At 65.5% G+C, this 20,801-nt stretch carries 22 protein-coding genes and 1 pseudogene; 13 read left to right on the top strand and 10 right to left on the bottom strand.

The window, feature by feature from the left end; genetic code table 11:
- The first annotated feature begins 1 nt into the window (after position 1).
- The 4 genes from arsC to dsbD all read left to right on the top strand — a co-directional run bounded on the left by arsC (position 2) and on the right by dsbD (position 4,261).
- Positions 2-421, top strand: coding sequence for an arsenate reductase (glutaredoxin) (arsC, locus tag PKE85_RS09150; RefSeq protein WP_271204431.1), 420 nt, complete (start codon positions 2-4; stop codon positions 419-421).
- Complete coding sequence (gene arsH, locus PKE85_RS09145) at positions 418-1,128, top strand: arsenical resistance protein ArsH (protein WP_271204430.1); 711 nt, start codon at positions 418-420, stop codon at positions 1,126-1,128. Before arsC ends, arsH begins: the two co-directional genes overlap by 4 nt.
- Before the next feature lie 3 nt (positions 1,129-1,131).
- Complete coding sequence (locus PKE85_RS09140) at positions 1,132-2,304, top strand: MFS transporter (protein ID WP_271204428.1); 1,173 nt, start codon at positions 1,132-1,134, stop codon at positions 2,302-2,304.
- A gap of 100 nt (positions 2,305-2,404) precedes the next feature.
- Positions 2,405-4,261 carry a protein-disulfide reductase DsbD gene (gene dsbD / locus PKE85_RS09135; RefSeq protein ID WP_271204427.1) on the top strand — a complete coding sequence of 619 codons (1,857 nt, stop codon included), beginning with the start codon at positions 2,405-2,407 and terminating at the stop codon, positions 4,259-4,261.
- Between the two features lie 23 nt (positions 4,262-4,284).
- Here dsbD and PKE85_RS09130 read toward each other — a convergent pair whose 3' ends face one another.
- The 4 genes from PKE85_RS09130 to PKE85_RS09115 form a co-directional block, all read right to left on the bottom strand.
- Positions 4,285-4,743 carry a DsrE family protein gene (locus PKE85_RS09130; protein WP_428981337.1) on the bottom strand — a complete coding sequence of 153 codons (459 nt, stop codon included), beginning with the start codon at positions 4,741-4,743 and terminating at the stop codon, positions 4,285-4,287.
- A gap of 99 nt (positions 4,744-4,842) precedes the next feature.
- Positions 4,843-5,604, bottom strand: coding sequence for a substrate-binding domain-containing protein (locus PKE85_RS09125; RefSeq protein WP_271204426.1), 762 nt, complete (start codon positions 5,602-5,604; stop codon positions 4,843-4,845).
- A 192-nt stretch (positions 5,605-5,796) separates the two neighbouring features.
- Entirely contained in the window at positions 5,797-7,149 is a 1,353-nt protein-coding gene (locus tag PKE85_RS09120) for an ATP-binding protein (protein WP_309299072.1), read from the bottom strand.
- Between the two features lie 5 nt (positions 7,150-7,154).
- A complete protein-coding gene (locus tag PKE85_RS09115) occupies positions 7,155-7,817 on the bottom strand; it encodes a response regulator (protein WP_271204424.1) in 663 nt (220 codons plus the stop codon).
- A gap of 117 nt (positions 7,818-7,934) precedes the next feature.
- Here PKE85_RS09115 and PKE85_RS09110 point away from each other — a divergent pair, with 117 nt between their 5' ends.
- The 9 genes and pseudogenes from PKE85_RS09110 to PKE85_RS09070 all read left to right on the top strand — a co-directional run bounded on the left by PKE85_RS09110 (position 7,935) and on the right by PKE85_RS09070 (position 14,776).
- Positions 7,935-8,570 (top strand): DsbA family protein, encoded by a 636-nt coding sequence (locus PKE85_RS09110; RefSeq protein WP_271204423.1) that lies wholly within the window; start codon positions 7,935-7,937, stop codon positions 8,568-8,570.
- Positions 8,571-8,591: 21 nt separating this feature from the next.
- Positions 8,592-9,248, top strand: a pseudogene (locus PKE85_RS09105) (L,D-transpeptidase); the annotation flags it as partial.
- Positions 9,249-9,384: 136 nt separating this feature from the next.
- Complete coding sequence (locus tag PKE85_RS09100; protein ID WP_271204530.1) at positions 9,385-10,038, top strand: peroxiredoxin; 654 nt, start codon at positions 9,385-9,387, stop codon at positions 10,036-10,038.
- Positions 10,038-10,931: an MBL fold metallo-hydrolase gene (locus PKE85_RS09095; RefSeq protein ID WP_271204422.1), complete on the top strand. Its 894-nt coding sequence runs from the start codon at positions 10,038-10,040 to the stop codon at positions 10,929-10,931. The genes PKE85_RS09100 and PKE85_RS09095 overlap by 1 nt, the downstream gene beginning before the upstream one ends.
- Positions 10,925-11,332, top strand: a complete 408-nt coding sequence (locus PKE85_RS09090) for an ArsR/SmtB family transcription factor (RefSeq protein WP_271204421.1) — start codon at positions 10,925-10,927, stop codon at positions 11,330-11,332. Before PKE85_RS09095 ends, PKE85_RS09090 begins: the two co-directional genes overlap by 7 nt.
- The gene (locus PKE85_RS09085) at positions 11,329-11,745 is read left to right on the top strand and encodes a YeeE/YedE family protein (protein WP_271204420.1); all 417 of its coding nucleotides are present in this window, start codon (positions 11,329-11,331) and stop codon (positions 11,743-11,745) included. The genes PKE85_RS09090 and PKE85_RS09085 overlap by 4 nt, the downstream gene beginning before the upstream one ends.
- Before the next feature lie 11 nt (positions 11,746-11,756).
- On the top strand, positions 11,757-12,191 hold the full coding sequence (locus tag PKE85_RS09080; RefSeq protein WP_271204529.1) for a YeeE/YedE family protein: 435 nt from the start codon (positions 11,757-11,759) through the stop codon (positions 12,189-12,191).
- A gap of 94 nt (positions 12,192-12,285) precedes the next feature.
- A complete protein-coding gene (locus PKE85_RS09075) occupies positions 12,286-13,974 on the top strand; it encodes a bifunctional protein tyrosine phosphatase family protein/NAD(P)/FAD-dependent oxidoreductase (protein ID WP_271204419.1) in 1,689 nt (562 codons plus the stop codon).
- A 10-nt stretch (positions 13,975-13,984) separates the two neighbouring features.
- The gene (locus PKE85_RS09070) at positions 13,985-14,776 is read left to right on the top strand and encodes a sulfite exporter TauE/SafE family protein (RefSeq protein ID WP_271204418.1); all 792 of its coding nucleotides are present in this window, start codon (positions 13,985-13,987) and stop codon (positions 14,774-14,776) included.
- Between the two features lie 11 nt (positions 14,777-14,787).
- Here PKE85_RS09070 and PKE85_RS09065 read toward each other — a convergent pair whose 3' ends face one another.
- From PKE85_RS09065 to soxC, 6 genes are all read right to left on the bottom strand, one after another.
- Positions 14,788-15,687: a c-type cytochrome gene (locus PKE85_RS09065; protein WP_271204417.1), complete on the bottom strand. Its 900-nt coding sequence runs from the start codon at positions 15,685-15,687 to the stop codon at positions 14,788-14,790.
- 26 nt (positions 15,688-15,713) lie between these two features.
- Complete coding sequence (locus PKE85_RS09060; RefSeq protein WP_271204416.1) at positions 15,714-16,379, bottom strand: c-type cytochrome; 666 nt, start codon at positions 16,377-16,379, stop codon at positions 15,714-15,716.
- 124 nt (positions 16,380-16,503) lie between these two features.
- Positions 16,504-16,989: a DsrE family protein gene (locus PKE85_RS09055; RefSeq protein ID WP_271204415.1), complete on the bottom strand. Its 486-nt coding sequence runs from the start codon at positions 16,987-16,989 to the stop codon at positions 16,504-16,506.
- Positions 16,990-17,044: 55 nt separating this feature from the next.
- Positions 17,045-18,328: an NAD(P)/FAD-dependent oxidoreductase gene (locus PKE85_RS09050; RefSeq protein ID WP_271204414.1), complete on the bottom strand. Its 1,284-nt coding sequence runs from the start codon at positions 18,326-18,328 to the stop codon at positions 17,045-17,047.
- Positions 18,329-18,871: 543 nt separating this feature from the next.
- Positions 18,872-19,546: a c-type cytochrome gene (locus PKE85_RS09045; protein ID WP_271204413.1), complete on the bottom strand. Its 675-nt coding sequence runs from the start codon at positions 19,544-19,546 to the stop codon at positions 18,872-18,874.
- On the bottom strand, positions 19,530-20,795 hold the full coding sequence (gene soxC, locus PKE85_RS09040) for a sulfite dehydrogenase (protein ID WP_271204412.1): 1,266 nt from the start codon (positions 20,793-20,795) through the stop codon (positions 19,530-19,532). The genes PKE85_RS09045 and soxC overlap by 17 nt, the downstream gene beginning before the upstream one ends.
- Between the last annotated feature and the right edge of the window lie 6 nt (positions 20,796-20,801).

Below are 20,801 nucleotides of genomic sequence, written 5' to 3'. Positions count from 1 at the left end.
GATGACCGAGGCCGTCACCATCTGGCACAACCCCGCCTGCGGAACGTCCCGCAACACGCTGGCTATGATCCGCGCCGCCGGGATCGAGCCGACCGTCGTCGAGTACCTGAAGGCTCCTCCGACGCGCGACGATCTTGCGAATGCGATCACCGACGCCGGGCTGGGCCCGCGCGATGCCGCACGGGAGAAGGGAACGCCGTTCGCGGAGCTCGGCCTCGGCGATCCGTCAGTGACCGACGACGCGATCCTCGACGCGATGCTGGCCCACCCGATCCTGATCAACCGCCCGTTCGTGTTCACCTCGCGCGGCGTGCGTCTCTGCCGCCCCTCCGAGGTCGTGCTCGAGATCCTGCCGACGCCTCTCCCTGGCGACTTCACCAAGGAGGACGGCGAGGTCGTGAAGGCGGGACCAGCGTCATGAACGACCTCCCGAGTCTCGACGAGGGCAGCTTCCGGCCGACGGACCTCTCCAAACTCCACTGCCCGCGCTCAACCCACCCGCCGCGCGTGCTGCTGCTCTTCGGCTCGCTCCGGCCCGTCTCCTACAGTCGCCTGCTGACCCTCGAGGCGGAGCGCCTGCTGAAGCGGCTGGGCTGCGAGACGCGGGTCTACGACCCCGCGGGCCTTCCGCTGCCGGACGACGGCCCGGCTGACCATCTGAAGGTCGCCGAATTGCGCGAGCTGTCGCTCTGGTCCGAGGCGCAGGTCTGGACGAGCCCCGAGCGCCACGGCGCCATGACGGGGGTGATGAAGTCCATGATCGACTGGATCCCGCTCAGCGTCGGTTCGGTGAGGCCGACGCAAGGCCGCGCGCTCGCGGTCATGCAGGTCTCAGGCGGCTCCCAGTCGTTCAACGCCGTGAACCAGATGCGCGTGCTCGGACGCTGGATGCGGATGCTGACGATCCCGAACCAGTCGTCCGTCGCCAAGGCCTACCAGGAGTTCGGCGAGGACGGCCGGATGAAGCCGTCGGCCTATTACGACCGGGTGGTCGACGTGATGGAAGAGCTGGTGAAGTTCACGCTTCTGACCCGCGACGTCTCCGACCACCTGACCGACCGCTACAGCGAGCGGAAGGAAAGCGTCGCGGCGCTCGAGACGCGGGTCGACCTCAAGCGGGCCGTCTGAGGGGTGGAGACGGCGGCGGCCCAGCCCAGCGGCAGGATCGCGGTCCCGCTGCTCGGCATCGCCCAGATCGTCTCGTGGGGGTCGAGTTTCTACCTGCTCGCGGTTTTGGCGACTCCGATCTCCGCCGACACCGGATGGCCGCTGGCCTGGGTGGTCGGCGGCGGATCGATCGGGCTGCTTTGCTCCGGCTTCGCCGCTCCGTTCGTGGGCCGCATGATCGACGGCTTCGGCGGTCGGCAGACCATGGCGGCCGGCTCCCTGCTGATGGGAGCGGGCCTCGCCGCGGTCGGGTTGTCTACCGGGCTCGCGACCTACCTTCTCGGCTGGGCGGTGCTTGGCTTCGGCATGGGCGCCGGTCTCTACGACGCGGCGTTCTCGACGCTCGGCAGGATCTTCGGGGCTTCCGCGAGGCGCGCGATCACCAACCTGACCCTCTTCGGCGGCTTCGCCAGCACGGTCTGCTGGCCGCTGTCGGCGCTCGCGGTCGAGCATGTCGGTTGGCGCGGCGCCTGCTTCGCCTACGCCGCCGTCCAGATGCTCGTCATGGCTCCGGCGCTGTTCCTCCTGCTGCCGCGCGAGGCGCGAAAAGCCCCGGCCGCACCCCACCGAGCCGGCGCCGGCATGGCGACCGCCCGCGAGCGCCGGACCTTCCTGCTGCTGGCCGCGATCCTGATGGCGAACGGCGCGGTCCAGACGACGGTGTCGGTGCACCTGCTGACGATCCTGCAAGCCCAGGGCATGGCGCTCGCGGCGGCGGTCGCGGTCGGCGCGCTGATCGGGCCGTCGCAGGTCGGCGCCCGCGTCGTCGAGATGCTGGTCGGCGACAGTCTCCACCAGACCGCGACGCTCGTCTGCGCCGGGGCGCTGGTCGCCATCGGCGTGGTGCTGCTCGCGCTCGAAGCCGGGCCAGTCGCGGTCGCGGTCGTGCTTTACGCCGCCGGGAACGGCGTGTGGTCGATCGCCCGCGGCACGGTCCCGCTCGCGCTGTTCGGCGCCGAGCGCTACGCGGTCGTCATGGGACGGCTCGCGGCTCCGAACCTTGTCGTCCAGGCGGCTGCGCCTTTCGCGGCCGCGTTTGTGATCTCAGTGGCCGGGACCAACATTACACTCTGCGTGTTGGCCATACTTGCTGTGGCCAACCTGCTTGCGACGGTTGCGCTCTCGCGCAACCGATAGCCCGATGCACCAACAATGGACTCCATGTCATGTCGAAAAGCGGACTCAGTCATCCGTGCAGGCGACGCCTTAAGGTTGGGATAAGCTGAGCATCGGACCCATGACCTCCACTCGGAGGTTATCGATGCGCATGTGGATTCCAGCGGGCGCGAAGGCTGTTCTCGTTCTTTTCTCCCTCTTCGCGGTTTACGGAGTTGCTCGCGCGGCGGACCCGTTTCCAACCTCTCAGCAGGCGATTTCGTTGGCCGCCACCCGCGAAGAGGGCTCCATAAAGCTCTCATGGACATTGGCGCCGGGCGTCTATCTCTACCGGGACAAGATCGCCGCGAAATCCGGCGGCCGGTCTCTTCAGGTCGCCACGCCCGCGGGCAAGACCAAGGACGACCCGACCTTCGGCCCCGTGGAAATCTATGACGCCAATGTCTCCGGCACGGTCGATGCGGGCGGGCTCGATCGTTCGATGCCGCTCGAGGTGACCTATCAGGGCTGCGCCGAGCGCGGGATCTGCTACCCGCCGGTCACCAAGCAGATCGACCTTCAGCGCATAGGCCAAATCGACGCAAAGACCGTCGTGTCGCCGACGCCGGAGCCGAACGGAATCGATTTGCAGGATCACGTCTCGGACGAAGCCGTTCCCGGCGCATCCGCGGAATCTCATGTCTCGTTCCCGGCCGCCCTGGCACCCAATCTCACAGGTGAGTTCACCGTCGTGCTCGCGGCCTTCTTCGGGCTCGGCCTGCTGCTCGCGCTGACTCCTTGCGTGTACCCGATGATCCCGATCCTCGTAGGCATCCTCGCGCGATCCGGTGAAGCGCTCTCGCCGGGACGAGGACTCGCGCTCTCGGTTTCATACGTTCTCGCCATGGCTACGGCCTACGGCATGCTCGGCGTCGCGGCGGCGTGGTCCGGACAGAACCTTCAGACAGCACTGGAGACGCCTGCCGCATTGATCGTGGGAAGCGCCATCTTCGTGGCGCTGGCGCTGTCCATGTTTGATGTCTTCCATTTTCAGGCGCCGACCGCGCTCTCATCGCGCTTCGCGGGAACGGCCGCGCGGGCGCGAGGCTCAGTTTCCGGCTCGGCGCTTCTTGGTTTCGTGTCCGCGCTCATCGTCGGCCCCTGCGTGACGCCGCCACTCGCGGCCGCGCTGGTCTACGTCGCGCAAACCGGAGACGTCGTTCGCGGCTCCTCCGCTCTGTTCGCACTGGGACTAGGCACGGGCGCACCGCTTATTGCGGTCGGCCTGTTCGGCGCGAAACTCATGCCGAAGTCCGGTCCCTGGCTCGAAGCCGTGAAGCACGGTTTCGGCGTCGTGTTCCTGGCGGTCGCAGTCATGCTTGTGGGCAGGGTCGCCTCTCCGCAGGTGACGGTCGCGCTCTGGGCTCTGTTCGCGATCGGCCTCGGCGTGTTCCTGGGCGCATTCGACCCAATCGGTAGAAGAAGCGGCGCCGGCGAACGCCTGTCGAAGGCCGCGGGTGTCGCCGCGGTTGTCTATGGCGCTGCGCTCGTTCTGGGCGCTGCGTCCGGCGCTCAAGACGCGCTGCGCCCTCTGGCCCACCTCGCAGCTTCGCCATCGACGACGCAACCGCGAGGATCCGACACGACGGTCACGAGCAAGGGTCAGCTCGAAGCGGCGCTCGCCAGCTCGAAAATTATGGGCCGGCCAAGCCTCCTCATCTTCACGGCGGGCTGGTGCTCCACCTGCGCCGAGAACGAAAAGACCATGGCGAACAGCGAGGCGCTCCAGGCGAAGCTCCGCGAGTTCTCGGTCGTGAAAGTCGACGTAACGGGCAACGACGCCGAGGCCGCGTTCTTAATGAAGGGGTTGGGCGTCGTCGGACCGCCGACGACGCTGTTCTTCGACAAGTCAGGCGCCGAGATTGCGGCGTTGCGATCGATTGGACCGATCGAGGCCGCTGACTTCCAGCGCCGGCTGACTCAGGCCGACGACGCCTGACGCAACATGGGTCGTCGCCAGCGTCAGAGGTGGACGTAGACGAAGCCCATCTGCTGGAGGCGGGCGAGTTCCGCCACGCCGCTCGGGACGATGTCCTGTTCGCTAACGCCGTAGAGCGTCTTCCAGTTGATCTCGCGTTCGTTCAGCGTGTTCGCGCAGATCAGGAACCGAACGCCGTCCGACTTCAGCGCGTCGATGCGTTCGGCGAGCACCTTGTCCTCCTGCGCCAGCTTGAACAGCGTGACGCCATCGCCGTGATCGACCACCCGGATCTGGACGTGGTCTCGCCCGAGCGCTTCGACGTGGTTGCGGATGCTTCCGAGCATCCGCTTGAAGTAGGCGGGCCCATCGTGGCCGCCGTCGTTGTGATAGACGACCTTCTGGTCGGTGTAGTAGCCGGGCTCGGCCGTTTCGCCGGCCTTGGCCACGCCGAACATCGCCAACCCCGCCAAAGTCGCGGCGGCGATCAGTTTCACGAGCATCGTCCTCTCCCTCGTTTATGAGTTGAGGGTTTCGCCTGGGCCTCACACCTTAAGCGCCGCTTAAGGTGTGAGTTGCCGCGGTCGGGGCCGCCGGACCAGTTAAGGCCGGTCGGTGATCCAGCCCCACTTCTTGAAGATCTCTCGTCCCTCATCACCCTTGAGGAATTCGATGAATGACGCGACCTCGGGCTTGGCCTTGCCGCGTTCGGTCGGCACGACGCCCGTGTCGCGATAGACTCGAAGGTCAGGTTCGATCTCCACGACGTCCGCCAACTTCGGATTGGCCTTTTGCCAAATCGTCCAGATGATCCAGGCGTCGAAGGACTCATCCTTGCCCCAAGTTTCCTTCGCGGCGGCGCTATTGGGAGCGAATAAACCGATGTTCTTCCTCAACCGCTTGACGGTCTCGATATCGCCCTTCCTTCCCGCGATATCCTCCCACATGCCGGTCTGGCCTGCGCCCTGGACGACCATGACCTTCATGTCGGATTTCAGGAGGTCGGCGAAGGATTCGATCTTCTTCGGGTTACCGGGCCTCACGAGTATCGCCGACGCCCGGAGATAAAGAGGCTCGACGTCCTCGCTCTTGATTTGGCCGTTCATCGCGGCGACGAAGTCCGTCATCATCGTTTCCGAACCGCTGAAGATCAGATCGGCGTCGGCGCGAGCGCCCTCGATCCATTTCGGCGTCGGCCCGGCAGTGACCTCGACCTTGTTTCCGGTAGCCTGTTCGAATTTGGCGGCGGCTTCCTTCATGGCGGGCATTGGGCCTCCCGGACCGTAAGCCTTGATCTCCGCCGCCGAGGCGCTGAAGGCGAAAAGCGATACGGCGAGGCCGGCGATCGCGGACGAGATCTTCATCGATGTCTCCTGATTGGGGCGACGCCGCCGACCATAAACGGCCGGCGGGTCGTCACGCGCCCGTGTCTGTGGCGGCGTTAGGATTACGCTTCCTAAGAAGGGACGCCGGATCAGCCTCGATCATTCCGTCACGGACGCGTGATCCTGCTGTCCGAGCAGCCGCGGCGTTTCTGCGTATCTGAATTGATTGAGTCAGGCCGCCGCCGCGTTGTGGGCGACTAAGCTCTGCCCAAACGTGATGCGGGCAATAAGCCCGGTTCGGTCCTGCCGGTTTTCGAACGAAAGTGTGGCCCCGCATTGCTCGGCCGCCGCGGACGCGATCGCGAGACCGAGCCCTGCGCCTTCGCCGGTCGCCATCTTGGTCGAACCTCGAAAGAAGCGCTGCGTGAGCCGAGGGAGCTCGGCCTCGGGCGCGCCGGGCCCCTCGTCGAGGATTTCGATCGCGCACCCTGCAACACGGCAGGTCACGACGCCGTCCGGCGGCGAATGCTCGAAAGCGTTTTCGAAGAGGTTTCGCAGCAACAACAGCAGCGGCTGACGAGGCGCTTGAACGCACATTCGCTGAACGTCCGGCGCGAGCGTGACGCGCGCCGGACCCGTGGCGCGTGCAAGTTCCAGCGCTTCCTCGATGACGGAGCCGAGGGGCGCCGTCTCGGGGGTCGAGGCGGGGGCTTCGGCGTCGAGCCGGGCGAGAGCAAGAAGCTGGGTGACGAGCCGGCTGGCGCGGTCGACGGCCGTCAAAACCTGGCCCAGCGCGCGATCCCTTACGCCAGGTTCCTTGGCTGTTGCGGCGATCTGCGCTTGCGTCTTGAGGCCGGCGAGCGGCGTGCGGAGTTCGTGCGCGGCGAACGCCGTCACCTCGCGCTCATGCCGTCGGGCTCGCTCGACCTTATCGAACAGCCCGTTGATGGCCGTCGTCAGCGGCTTGATCTCGGAAGGCATAGCTCCAGCGTCGACCGGGCTCATGTCTTCGGCGTCTCGCCCTCCCAATTCGCGCGCGATGAGGCGAAGAGGCCTGAGGCCCTGGCCGACGCTCGCCCAGATCAGGAAGCCGAGTAGCGGCAGGATCAGAGCGGCCGGCCAAAGCAGACCCTTGATCAGGTCGGCGACAAGCTTTTCGCGAAGACCGAGCCGGTCACCGACGAGGACGCGGATGCCCTTGGCCTCATCCTCGACCGCATAGACGCGCCAGGGCTCACCGTTGACTACGCGCTCGGAAAAGCCCGTGCCTCCATCGCTCAGCTTCTCGTCCGGCGCACCGCTCGAACGCGCTACCAGGCGATCATCGAAAGACCAGATTTGGCAGGAGAGCTGCCGTTCGTAGCCGCCAAGACCGGGAATAGACGTCGCCGGCTCCCCAGCTTTGGGCCTCGCCGGCATGTCGCCGCTCGCGACCAGCGAAGCGACCATGCGGGCCGCTTCCTGGAGGCGCGTATCGAGCACGTGCTCGACCTCCTGGCGCGCGCCGACATAGATCCAGGCGGCCGCGATGAACCAGAGAGCGCCGGTCGCCACAATCAGGGTCGCGAACAGGCGAACCCGCAACGACCTCAAGACCGTCCTCCCATGCGGTAGCCGAGGCCGCGGACGGTCTCGATCGCCTCGCGCCCAAGCTTTGCCCGCAGGTGATGGACGTGAACCTCGACGGCGTTGCTCTCGATCTCCTCCTGCCATCCGTAGAGGCGGTCCTCGATCTCGGAGCGCGAAGCGATGGCGCCGCGTCGCTCCATCAACGCCGACAGGACCGCGAACTCCCGCCGTGACAGCGCAACGGCTTTGCCGCCTTGCGCCGCAGTCATCGTCGCAGGGTCGAGCGTGAACTCGCCCCACGCAAGGCCTGGGGTTGCCCGCCCAGCGCCACGACGAACCATCGCGCGGATACGCGCCGCGAGTTCATCGAGATCGAACGGTTTTCCAAGATAATCGTCCGCGCCGGCGTCGAGCCCGTCAATCCGGTCCGATGTCTCGTCGAGCGCGGTGAGAAGCAGGATCGGCGTACGATCGCCGCGCTCTCGCAGACGCTTCAGGACGTCGAGGCCGGACCCGTCCGGCAGCATTCGATCCAGCACCACGGCGTCGAAAACACTGGTCGCAAGCGCGGCCTCCGCATCGCCGCAGGTTGAGACGACGTCGCAAGTCGCGCCCGCAAGACCGAGCCCGACCTTCAGGCCGTCGAGCAACATGGGATCGTCCTCGACGACCAGCACCCTCATCGCGATCAGCTTCCCTTTCCGACGTGCCCGCCGTCGATGCCGCCCGGTGCTTAAGGCTGGCTTAAGCCGGCGCCCGATGCTGGCCGACGATCAGCGAACCTCGGGAGATCGATGTCCATGCACCGCACGCTTGTCTTCAGGCGCCTCGCCTTCGCGCTCGTTCTCGCCTTGCCCGCGGCGCTTCCGTCGATCGCGTTCGCCCAGGACGCGAACGCCAGCCGGGAAATGATCGTCAACGATCCTGCGGCTCCAAAGGCCGGGAATCCAAAGGGCGACATCACGATCGTGGCCTATCTCGACTACAATTGCCCCTACTGCAAAAAATCCGCGCCTGAGCTCGAAAAGCTCGTCAGGGCGGATGGCAAGATCAAGGTCGTCTACAAGGACTGGCCGATCCTGACGGAAGCTTCGGTCTACGGTGCCAAGCTCGCCCTCGCGGCGAAGTACCAGGGCAAGTACGACGAAGTTCACAAGGCGCTGATGTCGATCCCGGGTCGAAGGATTCCGGAGGATCAGATGCTGGCGGCGATCAAGGCATCAGGCGTCGACATGGTTCGCCTCGAGGCTGACGCCAAAGCGAACGACGCAGAGATTTCGGCGTTGCTAAAGCGCAATGACGCCCAGGCCAAAGGCCTGCAGCTCCAGGGCACGCCAGTTTATCTCGTCGGGCCGCTGCTCGTCGCGGCGGCGCCCGATTTTGCGCAGTTCAAGGAAGCGGTCGCTGAAGCGCGCAAGCGCGCTGGCCGATCCTGAACGGCGGAGATCCTTGCATCCATGACCGTGTCCGCGTTTTCCCGCAGAGCGATCGTCATCGCTCTGCCAATGCTCCTCGGCGCCTGCGCGAGCATGCCGCCTCCGACCGAAACGACCGCGGCGATACCCGCTGTCGACCCGAGCGACGCCGTCCGATACGGCGCGAAGCCCGACGAACCATTCGCGGTCCAACCCGTGAACCTCAAAAAGATTGATCCCAAGATCCTGAGGCAGGAGGTCGACTTCCCGACCGACCAGCCGCCGGGGACCATAGTGGTCGATCCCCACGCTCGCTTCCTTTACCTCGTGCAGGAGAACGGGAAAGCGCTGCGCTACGGCGTGGGGGTGGGCAAGGCGGGCCTCGAGTTCGCCGGGTCGGCCTCGATCCAGATGAAGCGTGAGTGGCCACGCTGGACGCCGACCGACGACATGATCGGAAGGGATCCCGACCGATACGGCGCCTGGAAGGGGGGTATGGATGGCGGCGAGAAGAACCCTCTCGGCGCACGGGCCATGTACCTGTTCAAGGACGGCAAAGACACGCTTTACCGCATCCACGGCACCACCGAGCCGCAGAGTATCGGCAAGGCGGTCTCATCCGGCTGCATTCGGATGCTGAACCAGGACGTCATCGATCTCTACGGCCGCGTCCCGCGAGGCTCGAAGGTGGTCGTTCTCTGAAGTCGCCTGGCGAGCCGGAGGCCTCGACCGCCGAATACCTCCCACAAACGTCAATTTCAAAAACTTGAATTACAGAACTACCGAATTATAAAATGATCCTTCGACGCAAGGTGGGAGGACCGCGGTGACGGACATGACGGCTGTAGGAAGAGATCGCGTCGCGAAGCGCCCGCCGGTGATTGGATCGGTCGCTCCGCTGTTCGAGGCGCGAACCACGATGGGTGAGCGTGCGCTTGCCGACTATCGCGGCCGCTGGCTCGTGTTCTTTTCGCATCCCGCCGACTTCACTCCCGTCTGCACGAGCGAGTTCGTGTCGTTCTCCAAGGCGTTCGACCGATTTCAAGCGCTCGATTGCGAGCTCCTCGGCTTGTCGGTCGACAGCCTGTTCTCGCATCTCGCCTGGAAGCGTTCGATCGCGGAGCGGTTCGGCGTCGAGGTGCCTTTTCCGATCGCCGAGGACCCTTCCATGGCGATCGCTGCGGCTTACGGAATGCTGCAGGACGACGCGCCCGACAGCTCGACAGTTCGGGGCACCTTCGTGATCGACCCGACTGGCGTCGTGCGCGCGATGTCCTGGTACCCGATGAGCACCGGGCGGTCCGTCGAGGAGATCCTGAGGCTCGTCGAGGCGCTCCAGACCGCTGACGCAGATGTCGTCTCTACGCCCGAAGGCTGGAGGCCGGGCGACCCGGTTATCGACGCGAGCCCGATCGACGCCGCCGCGATCGCGACGTTCTCGCCGAGCGAGACGGCCCCGGACTGGTACTACCGCCTTAGGAGCATCTGATGACCTTGGTCACGGAAGCGGACCTGAAGCCGCTGGTCAAAGGCTTCTTCGAGCCCCGGTCCAGCAGCATCCAGTACGTCGCTGCATGTCCCGAGACCGGCGCGTGCGCGATCGTCGATCCTGTGCTCGACTTCGACGAGAAGTCGGGCGCGACGGCGACGCGAAGCGCCGACGCTATTCTCGAGCACATCCGCGACCGCGGGTATCGGGTCGAGTGGATTCTCGACACCCATCCGCATGCGGACCACTTCTCTTCGGCGCAGTATCTCAAGGCCGAGACCGGCGCGCCGACGGCGATCGGAGAACGCGTCGTCGACGTGCAGAATCTCTGGAAGAAGATCTACAATTGGCCGGAGCTGCGGGCTGACGGATCCCAGTGGGACAAGCTGTTCGCGGAAGGCGAGCGGTTCAAGGTTGGCGAGCTCGAATCCGAGGTCCTGTTCTCGCCGGGTCATACGCTTGCGTCGATCACCTATCTGATCGGCGACGCGGCCTTCGTGCACGACACTTTCTTCATGCCGGACAGCGGCACCGCCCGATGCGACTTCCCGGGCGGGAGCGCGGCGCGCATGTGGAATTCGCTACAGGGAATCCTGTCGCTTCCCGACGAGACCCGCGTCTTCACCGGACACGACTATCAGCCGAACGGCCGTGAGCCGCTCTGGGAGAGCACGGTCGGCGAGCAGAAGACGAAGAACTCGCATGTCGCCGGCAAGACGCAGGCCGAGTTCGTCAGGATCCGCGAGGAGCGTGACCGCGGACTTCCGATGCCGAAGCTCATCCTCCACGCCCTGCAGGTGAACATCCGCGGCGGCCGGCTGCCTGAGCCCGAAAGCGACGGTCGTCGCTACCTCAAATTCCCGCTTGACGCGCTGGAGGGATCGGCATGGTGACCCCGAGCCGCAACCGCGCCGACCAATCGGCCGAGTTCCTCAAGGCGCTCGCCAATCCCAACCGTCTACTGATCCTTGCCCGCCTCGCCCGGGATGGGGCCTCTGTCGGCGATCTCGAGACCGAGCTCGGCATCCGGCAGCCGACGCTCTCGCAGCAACTGGCCGGCCTCCGGGACGCCGGGCTCGTCGAGGCTCGGAGGGAGGCCAAGCAGGTCTTCTACTGTCTGCACCCGAGGCGGGCCGCCGAGGTCACCGGCGTCCTGAATTTGCTGTTCGGAACCGCGACGAGCGTAGCGCCCGGCGGCCTGTCGGTTGGCGCTCCGTCGAGACCGGACCGATCGATCGGGGCCGCGCAATTTGCGCGGGTGATGCCGGCTGTGGATCAGGAGAGCCATCCGTGACGGCTTATGTTCCGTCCCTCCTCGGCGGCGCGCTGATAGGGTTGGCGGCAGCTCTCCTGCTACTGCTCAACGGCAGGGTGGCCGGGGTGAGCGGCATCCTGAGCGGCCTGTGGCGCGCAGGCTCGCCGCGTCTCGAGAACGCCGCGTTCATTCTCGGACTCGCCGCCGGACCGCTGCTCTATCTGGCGACGTTCGGCCGCTTTCCCGAAATCCGCGTCGACGCGGGCGTGCCGACGCTTATCGTCGCCGGCCTGCTGGTCGGCTACGGGACGAGGCTCGGGTCGGGCTGCACCAGCGGGCACGGCGTCGTCGGGCTCGCGCGGCTCTCGCCGCGGTCGCTCGTGGCCGTCGCGGCCTTTCTCGGCTGCGCGATCGCGACGGTCGCGGTCATGCGGCTGGCGGGCGCCTCGTGACCGGCGCTCGGATGATTGCGGCGGGTCTCAGCGGCGTGACGTTCGGGTTAGGTCTTGCGCTGTCGGGCATGCTGGACCCGCAGCGCGTGCGTGGCTTCCTCGACATCTTCGGAGACTGGGATCCGAGCCTCGCCTTCGTGCTTGGCGGTGCGGTAGCCGTCGCTTCGGTCGGAGTTCAGATCGCACGCCGGATGAACCGACCAGCCTTCGATGACGATTTTCACCTTCCTGCCACACGACCGATCGACGGCAAGCTCATAGCGGGAGCAGCGATGTTCGGCGTTGGCTGGGGGATGGCTGGGTTGTGCCCTGGGCCCGCCGTCGCGTCGATCTCGCTCGGCGTTCCGAAAACGCTCGTCTTTCTGGCCGCGATGCTGGCCGGGATGGCGATGCACGACCGCAACTCATTCAGGCCGTTTTCGAGGGGGCGCATGGCGCACCACTGAGAGATCCAATGCCTGGCTTACTGACTTCAGTTGCTGCCTGAAGGACGCGTTGAGGAGACCGGCGGAAGCTGGCGAACTGAAAGGGAGAGAGATGATGCAAGCCAAGAAGATCACGGACGATCTTTCGGTCAGCCCCCAGCTTTCCGTTGCGGACGTCGCCGAGGCTCGTTCAGCCGGCTTTCGCTCGATCATGATCAACCGTCCGGACGGCGAAGGCCCCGACCAACCCAGCCACGACGAGATCAAGACTGCGGCGGCCGCCGCCGGCCTGTCGGTCGCCTACGTGCCCGTTACGGTCGCGGGGCTCGGCCCTGCGGAAGCGGAGACGTTCCGCCGGGACCTCGAAGCGCTGCCGAAGCCCACGCTCGGTTACTGCAAGTCTGGCACGCGAACCGCGATGCTCTGGGCGCTGTCCGAAGCGGGACGGCGCCCAGCGGACGATATTCGTCGCCTTGCGAAGGACGCGGGCTACGACGTCTCGTCCGTTCTCGCCGCCTCATCGACCAACGGCGCGACCGCGACCGGCGGCTCGGGCGGCAGGCATGACATCGTCATCGTCGGAGCGGGCGCCGGGGGCATCGCGGCGGCGGCCAGCATGCTGGCCCGAAAGTCGGGCCTCGATATCGCGATTATCGATCCAGCCGACGCCCACTATTACCAGCCTGGATGGACGCTGGTCGGCCGAGGCGTGTTCTCCGCGGCAGAAACCAAGCGGGACATGGCCTCGCTCATTCCGAACGGCCTGAAGTGGATCAAAGAGAAGGTCGCGACCTTCGAGCCCGATGCGAAGACCGTGACGCTCGAGAGCGGCAGGTCGATCGGCTACGGCAAGCTGGTCGTTGCGCCCGGCCTCAAGCTGAATTGGGCCGGCGTCGAGGGGCTTGAGGAGGCGCTCGGCAAGAACGGCGTGACATCCAACTACCGCTATGATCTCGCTCCCTACACCTGGGAACTCGTGAAGGGCTTGCGCGGCGGGACCGCGCTCTTCACGCAGCCCCCGATGCCGATCAAATGCGCGGGCGCGCCCCAGAAGGCGATGTACCTGTCGTGCGACCAGTGGCGGAACGTCGGCACGCTCGGAAACACCAAGGTCGAGTTCCTGAACGCCGGCCCCGTGCTCTTCGGCGTCGCGGATTACGTGCCCCCGTTGATGGAGTACGTGAAGGCCTACGGCATCGACCTCAGCTTCGGGCACAACCTCGTCAGGATCGACGGCCCGGCCAAGCGCGCATGGTTCAAGGCGACGCCGAAGGACGGCGAGCCCCAGATCTTCGAGCGATCATTTGACATGATCCACGTGACGCCGCCGCAGAGCGCTCCGGACTTCATCCGTTCGTCGCCGCTCGCCAACGAAGCGGGATGGGTCGACGTCGATTCGGCCACGCTGCGGCACACGCGCTATCCCGACGTCTACAGCCTCGGTGACGCGATGGGCGCTTCAAACGCCAAGACCGCGGCCGCGGCTCGTAAGCAAGCTCCGGTCGTTGCCGAGAACCTGCTGCGGGATATGGGCGCGATCAGCATGTCCGAGACCGCCGTCTACAATGGCTATGGCTCATGCCCGCTGACCGTCGAGCGCGGCAAGGTGATCCTCGCCGAGTTCGGCTATGGCGGGAAGCGCATGCCGAGCTTCCCGAAATGGTTGATCGACGATCTCAAGCCGTCCAAGGCCGCTTGGATGCTCAAGGAGAAGGTCCTTCCGAAGGTCTACTGGGACGCAATGCTGAAGGGTCGCGAGCCGATGTGCAAACCCGAGCACAAAGCGCTCGAGGCGGCCGAGTAGGCGGCTTGTCATGACGCTCGAGCCGATCCAGTACGCACTCGGAGGCGCCTCGGGCGGTTTGGTCGGGCTTGCGCTTGGCCTCTTCGGCGGCGGCGGATCGATCCTCGCCGTGCCGCTGATGGTCTACCTGGTCGGCGTTCCAAGCGCGCACATGGCCATCGGGACAAGCGCTCTCGCGGTCGCGGCCAATGCAGGCTCGAGCCTGTTCGCCCATGCGCGCTGCGGCAACGTGAAATGGCGTTGCGCGGCGATGTTCAGCGTGGCGGGCGTCGCCGGCGCGCTACTCGGATCAACCGTCGGAAAGGCCATCGACGGCCAAAAGCTGCTGTTGCTGTTCGCCGTGCTCATGGTCGGCATCGGCGTCATGATGCTTCGGAGCCGCGGCCATGTCGGCGACTCCAACTCTGAATGCACGATCGAGAAGGCTCCGAAAATCCTCGGCGTCGGAGCCGCCACGGGCGTGTTTTCCGGATTTTTCGGGATCGGAGGCGGCTTCCTCATCGTCCCGGGCCTTGTGGCATCAACGGGCATGCCGACGCTCATGGCGATCGGATCGTCGCTCGTGGCCGTCGGCGCGTTCGGTCTGACGACGGCGCTGAACTACGCGGCTTCAGGTTTCGTCGACTGGCCTCTAGCGTTCGTGTTCGTCGTCGGCGGGGTGCTGGGCGGCCTCATCGGGACGAAGATCGCCTGCCATCTGGCGAAGGCGAAGGGCGCGCTCAACGTTGCGTTCGCCGTCATGATCTTCTGCGTCGCTGGCTACATGATCGTGCGGGGAGTCTCCGCTCTGAGCACGGCCTGATCGCGCCGCTACTATTGTTTCGGGACGGTCCCGAAGGCCGGCGAATTCTCCCCAAGCGTCTTGCCGTCGATCACCGTGCCGTAGAACTCGAACGGTCCTTCATGATGCGCCTTTCGCGTCTCGGCCACCGAACCGTTGAATCGTGGGTCCTGGGGTCGCTCGTGGGTGTTCACATAGGCCGCGACGTTCCATGCCTCTTCGTCGCTTAGCGTGCCGCCGAGCCCGAGAGGCATGTTCGCCTTGATGAAGCCGGCCGCGTTCTTGATCGAACTCATGCCCGCGCCCCAGTTGTAAGAGCGCGGTCCCCAGAGCGGCGGAAAGGCGACCGATCCGTCTGCCGCCTTCCGGCCGGCTCCATCGGCGCCGTGGCAGAGCGCACATTTCTGGGAGTAGATTTCGCCGCCCTTGGCGACGTCGAACGCTTCCGGCTTCTTGAGGTCTGGATACCCTTGTCCGTCCATGTCGGCGCCTGTCGGGGCGCCTTTTGCCAGCCAGTAGGCGTACGCCTCGAGGGCGACGAGCGTCTTGTCGCCAAGCGGCGGTGCCTTGCCGTTCATGCTGTACTGAAAGCAGCCCTGCAGCCGCTCCTCGAACGTATTGACGTGGTTGTTCTTTTTCCGAAAGGCGGGATAGGCGACGTAGGCCGCCCATAGCGGGGCCGAGTTGGCCAGCCGCCCCTTGTCGAGATGGCAGTTCGAGCACTTGAGGTCGTTGCCCACGAAAGCGCCGGCGTGTTTGGAGGTGTCGGTGAAGATGTCTCGCCCGAGAGCGACCATGTCGCCGAAGCCGTCCTTCGGCATCTCGGTTTCAGTCGGCGGGATGAACGCCGCTTGCTTGCCCGATTGATCGGCCCAGGCCGCGGTCACGGCGACTATGCCAGCAACGCCGAACGAGGCTGCTGCCGCAAGCATGACGGAATGCGCTGTTCTCGACGCTCTCACCGCTGATCGCCTTCTGCGCTGGGCGGCAGGCTCGCGTAATAGGCCGCGGCGGCCGCGACATCCGCGTCGTCAAGCTTGCTTGCGATCGCGGTCATGAGATGCAGCGGATCGCTGCTGCGTTTGCCCTGCCTCCAGGCGTCGAGCTGTCCCTTGAGGTATTTCTCGGACTGACCCGCGAGAGGAGGAAAATCCGGCGCGACGCCTCGACCATCAGGTCCATGACACTGCCCGCACGCTGGCAGCCCTTCCGACCAATCTCCATCTCTCGCAAGGTCGGCGCCGCGCGCGATCGCCGCTTCGTCACCGGGCTTGGCATCGACTGCCGCGGGCGCTCGCGCAGCCTCGAAGTACGTGGCGACGGCCATCCGTTCTTCGAGTGACAGAGCCTTCGCGATGGCCGTCATCGTTGGCTGAGTTCGGCTGCCATCGGCGTAGGCGTCGAGCTGACGGACGACGTAGTCCCGGGAAAGACCAGCGAGTCGAGGGAAGCCAGCCGCCGGGTTTCCTCCGCCGGCGGGTCCGTGACACGCCTTGCAGGGCATGGCCCCCTTGCCGTTGCCTTGGTCGACGATCGCCGATCCTAGGTCGGCGGCGGCGGCCGGCTCGGGAAGCGATAGGGCCGCCCCCACGGCGACGATGGTCCAAAACCTGGGAACAAGCATGAGAAGCTCCCGATAGATTCAGCGTTCCAAGTTTTACTGCGCACCCACCTTAAGCAGGCCTTAAGTCCACATTGAACTGGCGAGCCAGCAACTTGGCGCACCATGCGCGCTTGGTCGCACGCCGTCATCCAACCTTGAGATAGGCGAAGCCCTTCGACTGAAGCGCAGCAACGGTCGCCACGCCCGACGGCACGAAGGATATAAAATCGGCCTCCTTCGCCCGGGAAGGGTCGAGCTTGTTGCGCTTGAAGGTGATCTCGCAGAGATGGACCTTCAGACCGTTCTTAGAAAGCGAGGCTGCGCGCTCGAACAGCTCCGCTGGCAGCTTCTCATCCTTCCACTGCGTGTTCTCCAGATTGTCGAGGAAGAACTTGATCCCGCCGCCGTGGGCGATGATCACAAGCTGCAGTGCGAAAGGATCGCCGTTGTAGGCCGAATAGTGGTTCGAGATGTTGTTCAGCGTCTGCTCGAACCGCGCGGCGTCACCGAAGTCGCAATGGTAAAGCGCAGCGACTTCGCCCTCCTTTTTGATGTCGTCGAGTGCCAAATGCACTGGCGCCGCGATCGCTTTCCCGGCGACCGTCGCGCCCCCGAGCGCCACGCCGGCCATGACGGCCCTCCTGCTCATATCGCCGACCATCTTGGTCCTCCCAAAGTTTCGACCATCACCCGAAGACGTCCGCGATCATCGCGTCGTACCAGGCTTCCGCTTCGGCGACGTTCCGCCGCCTGAGGGCGTCAGGCTCGCCGGTGTCTGAAACGAAGCCGGCGAGCTCCTTGATCCTGCCGTCGCGCACTCCGTAGAGCCCGTCGACCTTCACGCAGTCCGTGGGCGTGATGAGGCTCCAGCAGGTGCTCTCGTAATGCGCCGGAAGCGCTGCGGCGCCGGCGAGGTCCGTTAGTACGGCCAACGCCGCGACCTTGGCTTGGCTGTTCGCCGCAAAGCCCGATTTCGGCATGTCGCCGCCGATGCAGGCGTCCCCGATAACGAAGACGGAAGGGTCGACGGTCGAGCGCATGCTGGAAGGATCGATCGGGCAGTAGCCAGTCGCGTCCGTCAGCCCGGAGTCCTGGGCGATCCGACCCGCGCGCTGGGCGGGAATGACGTTCACGAGATCCGCTCGGCGCTGCTCGAAGTCGGTCGCGACCGTCATCGCCACGGCGTCGACGCCCTTGATTCCCCCGTGGATCGTCGGGTCCTGCCATTCGACCACGCCCGGGTAGCGCCGATCCCAGCCCTCTTGGAACAGCGCCATCTTGGAGAACTTGTCTTTCGGGTCGAGCACGATGATGCGCGCCTTCGCCTTCCCCGCGGCGCGCAGCGCGTGAGCCATCATGGAGACACGCTCGTAGGGGCCTGGAGGGCAGCGATAGGGATTGGGCGGCGCGATCATGACGACCAGTCCGCCGTCAGGAACGGCGTCGAGCTTGGCCTTGAGCAGCTTGGTCTGGGGACCGGCTTTCCAGGCGTGCGGCATGATCTCGGCAGCGGCCTGTGAGTAACCAGGCACTGACCCGTAGTCGAGCTCGATGCCCGGAGACAGCACCAGCCTGTCGTAGGCCAGTTCCGTTCCGTCGACGAGTTCGACCTGGCGCCTTTCGCGGTCGATCTTCTGTGCGAAGCGGCGCACCAGCTCGAGGCCCGGTCGACGGGCAAGCGCGTCGTATTCGTGAACCAGCGAGTCGAACGATCGCAGTCCGCCCAGATAAAGATTGGAGAAGAAACAGGTCGCGTAAGATTCGGATGGCTCGATGAGGATGACATCGAGCGCGCCACGTCCCCAGATCGCCGCGTAACGTGCGGCTGTCGCGCCGCCCACGCCGCCGCCGACCACGACCAGCCGTGGCCTCCGAGAGCCGAGCGCGAGCGGCACCCCGGTGACGAGCGCAGCGGTTCCCCCCGCCGCAAGGCAGAAGCGTCGCCTGTCGATGATGCGGGAAAGTGTCATGCTATTCCCGACCCCGCTCGACAGCCGTGCGCCCCGCGAAATAGGCCGCTACGGCGTCTATCTCCGCGTCCGTCATCAGCCGCGTCCGGGAGCCCATGACGCTGCGTGGCTCCGGTCGTTCGCGAAAGCCGCGCAACGCCGCGGCCAGGTCGGCCTTCGGGCGACCATCGAGAATCCGAGCGTCGCTGGAGCCGGCCGCATGACATGCCGCACAGCGGCTCGCGACGACTTCGCCAAGCGACGGTTCTGACGCAAGCTCGGCAGCGGACGCCGGCCGGATCCAAAGCAGCGCGAGGCACAGCGTTCCACCTGCGAGCTTCGCAAGATGAACGCGCATCGAGAGGCCGGCAGACGACAAACGACTACGCGAGCATGTCGGTCGTGATCGCTTGGTGCCAGACGACGTTTTCTTCCTCCGTCTTCTTGCGCGCCTCGGCGCTCTCGCCGCGCGATGAGACATTATCGACCAAGCTCGACGCCGGTGCCGCGATCATAAAGGCCGCGACCGCTGCTGAAGCTTTCAGCTTTGGGCGGCTTGAGACATCACTCGACGCCCGCGCTCGGCTTCTCATCCTTGTTGTCTTTCTGGTCGTCGGGCGTGACATCGAGGATAGCCGCATGACCCGTAATCTCGACCTTCTCCTTGCAGTTCGTCATGCAAGGGTCCTTCTTCCAAAACGACTTTTCGGTCGTCTCTCGGTCGTCGTCGTAAAAGCCCTTTTCGTTTGGAAGCGCCTTCGGGAAGTTGTCCTTCGACAGCACGAAGTCACTCGGCACGAGATCGTTGAGATTCATGATGTAGGCGGTCAGCGCGTAGACCTCGTCCGGCTTGAGCGAAAGGGCGTCGCCGAAGGGCATGGCGCGATGCACGTAGTCGAAGACCGTCGAGGTGTTCGGCCAGAACGAGCCGACCGTCTTCTCCGGCCTGTCTGACTTCAGGCTGTCCTTTCCGCCTGCCAGAACTGGCCAGCGCCCGGCGCCCTCGCCGAACTCGCCGTGGCAGGCTGAGCATTTGGTCTGGAAGAGCGCTTCGCCCTCGGAGACAGATCCCTTGCCATCGGGAAGGCCGAGGCCATCGGGTCGGACGTCGATATCCCAGGCCTTGACCTCTTCAGGCAGGGCCGGACGCCCAAGACCTGTCTTTTCGGCTGCCGCCGCGGCGAACGGTATGGCGAGAGCTACAGCGAAGAGCGCTGCCGCCTTAGCTGACTTCGACATTTTCTGCGCTCCCGTCCGGACGCACCAGCCAGGTCTGGATGCCGTTGTTGTGGTAGATCGAATTGGTGCCGCGGACTTTGCGGAGCTCGTCCTTTGTCGGCTGGACGTAGCCGCTGTCGTCCATGGCCCGCGACTGCAGCAGCAACTCCTGCCCATTCCAGTCGAAGTCCGCGTAGAAGCGCGCCATGGCCCGCGGGAAGGTTGGTCCCTCGATGCGCGCCGATCGCCAGTTCTTGCCGCCGTCGATCGATACGTCGACGCGAGTGATGGCCCCGCGCCCCGACCAGGCGACCCCCGAGATCACGTTCGGGCCCTTGGACTTCAGGGGGGCTTGGGGACTCGGATTGGTGACGACGGACTTGGCGTCCATCAGGAAGGTATGCTGGCGCGAGCGGCCGTCCGCGAGCAGGTCAGTGTACTTCGACGTTTCCTCGCGCTGCGCCCATGGCTGATCGCCGATCTCGACGCGGCGCAGCCACTTGATCCACATGTTGCCTTCCCAGCCCGGGACGACGAGGCGAAGCGGGTAACCCTGCTCGGGCCGCAACGCCTCGCCGTTCATGGCCCAGGCGACAAGGCAGTCGTCCATCGCCTTTTCGAGCGGGATCGACCGCGTCATCACAGAGGCGTCGGCGCCTTCCGCCAGCACCCACTTGCCCTTCGGGCTGACGCCGGCCTCGTTCAGGAACGCCTTCAACGGAACGCCCGTGTAGACCACGTTGTGGATCATGCCGTGGGTGAACTGGCACCCATTGAGCTGGGCGCCACGCCACTCCATGCCGCTGTTGGCGGCGCATTCGAGGAAGTAGACGCGGTTCACGCGTCCCGGCATCCGCTTGATGTCCTCCATTGTGAAGACGAGCGGCTTGTCCACCATGCCGTTGATCATGAAGCGGTGCTTCGCCGGATCGATCTCGGCCTCGCCGCCGTGATGACGGACGAAGCAGAGCCCGTTCGGCGTAATGACGCCGTCCAGAGCGTGAAGCGGAGTGAACGACACCGAACTCTGACGGCTGGCGGTCAGCCACTCGACCTCACGGCGCACCACCTCCTTCTCGAACTTCGACGGGACGCCGTACGGCTTCGCATTGACGCCCTCGCCGAGATACTGAGTCCACTCCTGTCGCTCGACGATCAGCGGGTCGGGCGTTTGCGCCGCGGCGAGCGTGGGCGCGACGGCGGCGGCTCCGGCGCCTGCGAGGCCGAGATTGAGCAAGCGTCGTCGGCTGAGCGTTGCGGGTTCGCTCATCGCGCT

The sequence above is a fragment of the Methylopila jiangsuensis genome (assembly GCF_027922305.1).
GTDB lineage: Bacteria > Pseudomonadota > Alphaproteobacteria > Rhizobiales > Methylopilaceae > Methylopila > Methylopila jiangsuensis.
Note: the sequence above shows the minus strand (reverse complement) of the source record. Positions and strands in the feature narration are given on the sequence as shown.